This window comes from Limosilactobacillus kribbianus, assembly GCF_026413145.1.
Lineage (GTDB): Bacteria > Bacillota > Bacilli > Lactobacillales > Lactobacillaceae > Limosilactobacillus > Limosilactobacillus kribbianus.
On the sequence record NZ_JAOVYZ010000076.1, the window covers coordinates 1 to 4,888 of the forward strand.

Sequence of the window (4,888 nt, forward strand, 5' to 3'; positions counted from 1 at the left end):
GCCACCTAATTAGTAACCGCGATTACTACTTAGGTGGCCTTAAAATTAACGAATTACTTTTCAAACGACATCCTGTAAGAACCGACCACTAATTGTCAAGCTCTTAACTTAATGACATTGCCCCTGACCTGCCGTATTGTTTTGAAAATTAACAGCCGCGGTATTATCGTGAATACTCCCGACTGCATTCAGCGTATAGCCACTTGGGATATTAACCTGCTGATTGTACTGTGTAGCGGCCGCCTTGGCTGTTGCTGCGTGCAAATCAGCTGCTGAAATTGTCGCCGAGTTAATTGCCTGCTGCGTTGGCGTAGTCGTCGCCGAGTCAATTTGACTGTCAGCTTTAACATCGCTGTCAATTGCGGCCAAACCAAGCGTCGTTGCCAGGGCCGCAACCATTGTCCATCGAGCAATTTTCCTACTCATATTACTTCCCCCCAGTAATAAATAATTCAATATTCCCTCGCTATAAATTAATTCTAGCATCTCCTCTTTCCTTAGCAATCGCCGTCGCTCAGCGAACTACGCTGATGTTCAGCGAATAAAAAAATTTCTGCAAAAAATTTTTTGCAGAAGTTTCGATTAATAATTAGCCGTGATTACGGATGATTGTCTCCGGGTTGAGCCAGGTTCCGCCACCAGTTGGCTGCGAAGAGTCGGACCAACTCGGTGAAAACGAGTGGGCTAAATCTTCACCGTAGTTCGGACTGGTGTTAATGCCGAGGTGCAGATGGCCCTCGTCCCGGTAGCCAATTACTTGTCCCGGGTAAATGATCTCATTGCGATTGACCGTGATCTTATTCCGGCTGCTGAAGGCTTCCTGATAGACGTACAGATATTTACCATCCCAGACCGTTACAAACCACCACAGCGTCTTACCCTGATCGTTTCGAACCGTATTAACGTCCAGTACTTTTCCACCGTGAACGGCATGAACCGCTGTGCCGGGATGATCGGAAACGCCAAAGTCGAGACCATCATGATAGCCATTTTCCCGCGGATAGCTTGAATAGCCAAACCGCTGTCCCGGCAGGAAAGAGCCCTCGCCGGCCTGCGGGAATGGCCAACTCCAACCGTCATTCCACGGCTCGGCGCTCTCTGCCCCATTGGTACCAAAGTTATAGCAATGGCCGTCAACCGACTGAATACCAGTGTACATCTGTCCGTAGGTATCATCGGAGTAAACCCAATGTTCGTCGGGCTGGTGACAATAATAGCCGTCAGCAAAGTAGTACCAGTGACCGTTAATGAACTGCCAACCGGTCCGGGCCCAGGCATTGGTCGGGTCGAAGTAGTACCAAAAGCCAGCCGGACTTTGGTACCAGCCCGTCGTAGCTGCACCATTATCCGCAAAGTAATACCAGTTGCCGGCTGCCGACTTGTACCAGCCGGTTGTGGCCGCGCCCTGATCGGCGAAATAATACCAGCTACCGTTAATCTTTTTCCACTGATTACTACTAAACCGGTCGGCACCGCGATCGTAATAGTAGTAACGACCATTAATCTTCATCAGGCCAGTCGAAAATGCAGTAGTATCAATATCCCCACTGTTGGAATCAAAGTTAAGGGTCTGGCCGTCACTGGTTAATTGATCCTGCCGGCTGCCCGTTTGCAAATCATAGTCCATTAGCTTGCCGGTGGCCGGGTCAAGGAGCAGCCCCCGCTCCTGGTGACCAGTAGCGGGATCAAAGTAGTAATGAGCACCATTGATCAGCGCATCACCGGTGGCCATTCGGGCCTGGGAATCAAAGTAATACTCGTTGCCAGCAATGTTGTTCCATCCCAGGGCGGCGGAACCATCGTTATTAAAGTAGGACCAGGCACCGTTGATCCACTGCCAGTCAGTCTTCATTGCGCCGTACGTTCCGTCGTGCAGTTCATTCAAGTAGTAACGTTTTTGATTGATTGTCTGCCAGCCCGTCTTCATTTGGTCTTGGCTGGTCGGGTTGAAATAGTACCAGTGATTGTCAATTGATTGCCAGCCACTGGCCGCGGCACCATTATCGTTCAGGTAGCGCCAGGAGCCATTGACCCACTGCCAGCCAGTCTTCATCGCACCATACGTTCCGTCGTGCTGCTCGTTTAGATAGTAAAGCTGGTGATTGATCGTCTGCAGGCCGGTCGCCATCTGGCCATGAGCAGCCGGATCGAAATAGTACCAGGAGCCAGCGATCTTTTGCCAGCCCCCGTCAACCCAGGTTTGGCTCGGGTCAAAATAGTACCAGCGGTTGTTGAGATCTTGCCAGCCACGCAGGGTCCAGGCGTTGGCATTATCGCCGTAATACCAATTACCTGCCGCGCTCTGGAACCAACCGGTCTGCGCCTTGCCGTTGTTATCAAAGTAATACCAGTTGTTATCCGGGGTGTTCAACCAGCCAGTCTGCGCCGCCCCGTTAGCAGCGAAGTCATACCAGCTGCCGTTCAATTTCTGCCAACCGGTCTCCATCGCTCCATAGGTTCCATCGTGCTGCTCGTTCAGATAGTAATCGGCGTTGTTAATTTGCTGCAGGCCGGTCTCCATGGCACTATTTTGCTGGTTCAAGTAGTACCAATGGTTATCGACGTCCTGCCAACCATTTTGACTGGCGCCATGGTTGAAATAGTACCAGTTACCGTTCGCGCTTTGCCAGCCATTGGCCTCCTGTCCTGCCGCATTTGTCCAAGTACCGTTAGCCTGTTCAACATAGCCGGCAATGTTTTGCTGGGCCGTTGTAGTCGTATTATCCGCTCGTGCTGCTGGCACTGTCGATAGACCCAGGCCCGCCGCTAATAAGCAGGCGATCAGCCACTTTTTCCCCGCCTTATACAACTTAAAATGTGTTTTCATTCTTTTGATTACCCTTCCCCCAATAGTTTTCGGGAACATTTTACCACCATTGTCGCAAATCCTTAATGTCCCCAATAAAAAAGCGCTTTAGAACATTCAATTCTAAAACGCTTCAGTATTCTAGCCGAGCCAGTGACCGTTGTTATCAAAGCGGTAGGAACGGCCATTAATCCAGACGTTACCAGTAGCCATCTTGCCATTGGCATCGAAGTAGTACCATTGGCCATTGAGATATTGCCAACCGGTCAATGCCCAGTTATTAGTAGGGTCAAAATAATACCAGGAACCGTTGGTGGTCTTAAACCAGCCTTTGATCGCCCAGGCATTCTGGGGATCAAAGTAATACCAGTGACCATTAATGTATTGCCACCCGGTCCGGGCCCAGGCATTGGCTGGGTCAAAGTAGTACCAATTACCAGCACCAGTCTTCAGCCAGCCCTTAACCGCCCAGGCATTGTTATTGTCAAAATAGTACCAGCGGTTGTTAAGCTTTTGCCAACCCCGCAACGCCCACGCATTTTGGGGATCGAAGTAATACCAGTTACCAGCACCGGAGCGGAACCAACCAGTATCTGCCCAGGCGTTGGTTGGATCAAAGTAGTACCAGTTATTGGCTGCAGTCTGGAACCAACCCTTCAGCGCCCAGGCATTATTGTCGTCAAAGTAGTACCAGCGCCCGTTAATTTTTTGCCAATTGGTAGCCGCCTGCGCCGTAGTTGGGTTGAAGTAATACCAGTTGCCAGCGCCAGAACGGTACCAGCCGGTCTGGGCCGCACCATCGGCATTGAAGTAATACCAGCAGGAACTAATAGAATGCCAGCCGGTCAGGAATTTATTGCCTTCAAACCGGTATAGTTTCCCATTGATCGTCCGCCAGCCAGCGGCCGTGCTGGCCCCGGTCTTAATGGCGCCCTTGAGTTGCTTCGCTGCTACGGAGTTCGTGTCACCTTTGGACCAGATAAAGTGCATATCAACGTTTTTGAGTCGGTATTGAACGTGCGTCCCGTTCGGGTAGACTCCTGTCCCGTAACCATCAAGAACAGATGGATAAATTGCCATTGTTGGAATTGGTTGGTAGTTTGTTAGGAAATTTTGGGCGTGCCCATAAAGGTCACTTGCGTCATCGAAGAGCATGGTGGTAACACCATAGAAAACCATCGCACGTAGATCGTCCATGGTCGTCACTGAAAAGAGCGGAATACTATTCTCGTTGATAAAATTGCTTCCCTTAGCGGTGGCAAACGGCTTAACGAGTGAGCCCCACCGATTATCGGCATAAATCTGCATGGCGGAAATATTTTCGCTGTCGCCCTGCAAGATCGACGAATCATGCCATTGTCCGGTTAGCAACGATTCCCTTTTTGTCTGATACTGCAAAGCCTTAGTCCGAACCGCAGCGATTGTCCCAGTATCCTGACTATAAGCAGACTCACCGAACGCCGAGCGCGCATTATTTACCAAATTGAGAGCGTATTGATTCACTTCATCAACCTGCTGATCAGTCAGCTGGTCAATGTTAATTGATTCGGCCGCCGCCGCACTGTTGGACTGATAGTTATTATCAGACAGCCCTGGCAGTGCCTGCTTGTCAAACTCATTTGCCGTCGACTGATTGTTAACATTTCGTAAATCGTTCAGCCGGTAATTACTCGGAAAATTGATCTGCTGGGCAGCAGTTACATTGCTTGCATAGTTACTCGCTGCTTTAGCTGCCGTTGCATTAGAAACGGTCAAACTCGCACTTGCCTGTTGATTCGCCGCGGCGGACTGGTTCAACGTCGTGGTAACACTGGCCGCTCCACCGGGATCGTCATCAGCACGCACATTATCAACCACCGAAACGGTCCCGAATGCCATTGTCAAGGCAGTCAACGCCGTCAATTTCAGCATTTTTTATCCATTATTAGCACCCCACTTATCGCAACAAACTCCTTTTCAATATGGCAGATTGCAAGAAATAACTTGAACGAATTTAATGACGTAAATTAAGCAGGAAGATCTCGATTGGTGTGCGCCAGTTAAGACATTTAAGTGGCCGGGAATTCAGATACCAATTGATTT

General features: G+C 49.8%; 3 protein-coding genes. All 3 read right to left on the reverse strand.

From position 1 onward, the window contains the following. Positions 1-108: 108 nt before the first annotated feature. A complete protein-coding gene (locus tag OCT58_RS09870; RefSeq protein WP_267202667.1) occupies positions 109-426 on the reverse strand; it encodes a hypothetical protein in 318 nt (105 codons plus the stop codon). Between the two features lie 163 nt (positions 427-589). Continuing rightward, positions 590-2,827, reverse strand: coding sequence for a KxYKxGKxW signal peptide domain-containing protein (locus tag OCT58_RS09875; protein WP_267202668.1), 2,238 nt, complete (start codon positions 2,825-2,827; stop codon positions 590-592). Between the two features lie 120 nt (positions 2,828-2,947). After that, positions 2,948-4,717, reverse strand: coding sequence for an SEC10/PgrA surface exclusion domain-containing protein (locus OCT58_RS09880; protein ID WP_267202669.1), 1,770 nt, complete (start codon positions 4,715-4,717; stop codon positions 2,948-2,950). Positions 4,718-4,888: the final 171 nt, after the last annotated feature.